Genomic DNA, 1002 nt, shown 5'->3' with positions numbered 1-1002 from the left:
TGACGCTTGTTTGTTTAGTTTTCAAAGAGCAATTAACTGACCAGTTCATCATGTCAGCTTTAACATACTAACACGATTGGATCATAAGGTCAAATGTTTTTTTGGTGGAGCCTAGCGGGATCGAACCGCTGACCTCCTGCGTGCAAGGCAGGCGCTCTCCCAGCTGAGCTAAGGCCCCGTTTAAATTAAAAATGATGGTCGGGAAGACAGGATTCGAACCTGCGACCCCTTGGTCCCAAACCAAGTGCTCTACCAAGCTGAGCTACTCCCCGAAATATTGAGAAAAAATAATGGCGCGCCCGAAAGGAGTCGAACCCATAACCTTCTGATCCGTAGTCAGACGCTCTATCCAATTGAGCTACGGGCGCATATTAAATATTCAGCTAACTTGGTGCCGAGGACCGGAATCGAACCGGTACGGTAGTCACCTACCGCAGGATTTTAAGTCCTGTGCGTCTGCCAGTTCCGCCACCTCGGCTAAAGAATGGAGCGGAAGACGGGATTCGAACCCGCGACCCCAACCTTGGCAAGGTTGTATTCTACCACTGAACTACTTCCGCAAACTTTTAAGTTTTTAAAGAATGGTGCGGGTGAAGGGAGTCGAACCCCCACGCCTTGCGGCGCCAGATCCTAAGTCTGGTGCGTCTGCCAATTCCGCCACACCCGCATATTCATATCATTTCACTTGCGTGAAAATGGTGAGCCATGAAGGACTCGAACCTTCGACCCTCTGATTAAAAGTCAGATGCTCTACCGACTGAGCTAATGGCTCGTACAAAGGTGGTGCCGGCGAGAGGACTTGAACCCCCAACCTACTGATTACAAGTCAGTTGCTCTACCAATTGAGCTACACCGGCATTCAATAAAGTTGTTTTATAAAAATAATGGTGGAGGATGACGGGATCGAACCGCCGACCCTCTGCTTGTAAGGCAGATGCTCTCCCAGCTGAGCTAATCCTCCATATAAATGCCCGGCGGCGTCCTACTCTCACAGGGGGAAAC

General features: G+C 49.9%; 9 tRNA genes. All 9 read right to left on the bottom strand.

Features of this window, described 5'->3' with window-relative positions:
• Window positions 1–102: 102 nt before the first annotated feature.
• Window positions 103–178: transfer RNA gene (locus EJA10_RS23040), tRNA-Ala, on the bottom strand.
• A 17-nt stretch (window positions 179–195) separates the two neighbouring features.
• Window positions 196–272: transfer RNA gene (locus EJA10_RS23035), tRNA-Pro, on the bottom strand.
• Window positions 273–291: 19 nt separating this feature from the next.
• Window positions 292–368, bottom strand: a tRNA-Arg gene (locus EJA10_RS23030).
• 21 nt (window positions 369–389) lie between these two features.
• Window positions 390–478: transfer RNA gene (locus EJA10_RS23025), tRNA-Leu, on the bottom strand.
• Between the two features lie 7 nt (window positions 479–485).
• A tRNA-Gly gene (locus tag EJA10_RS23020) sits at window positions 486–560 on the bottom strand.
• Window positions 561–582: 22 nt separating this feature from the next.
• Window positions 583–667, bottom strand: a tRNA-Leu gene (locus tag EJA10_RS23015).
• A gap of 29 nt (window positions 668–696) precedes the next feature.
• Window positions 697–772, bottom strand: a tRNA-Lys gene (locus tag EJA10_RS23010).
• Between the two features lie 9 nt (window positions 773–781).
• Window positions 782–857, bottom strand: a tRNA-Thr gene (locus EJA10_RS23005).
• A 28-nt stretch (window positions 858–885) separates the two neighbouring features.
• Window positions 886–961: transfer RNA gene (locus tag EJA10_RS23000), tRNA-Val, on the bottom strand.
• Window positions 962–1002 lie beyond the last annotated feature (41 nt).

It is taken from the genome of Mesobacillus subterraneus (assembly GCF_003937825.1).
Taxonomy (GTDB): Bacteria; Bacillota; Bacilli; order Bacillales; family Cytobacillaceae; genus Mesobacillus; species Mesobacillus subterraneus.
Note: the sequence above shows the minus strand (reverse complement) of the source record. Positions and strands in the feature narration are given on the sequence as shown.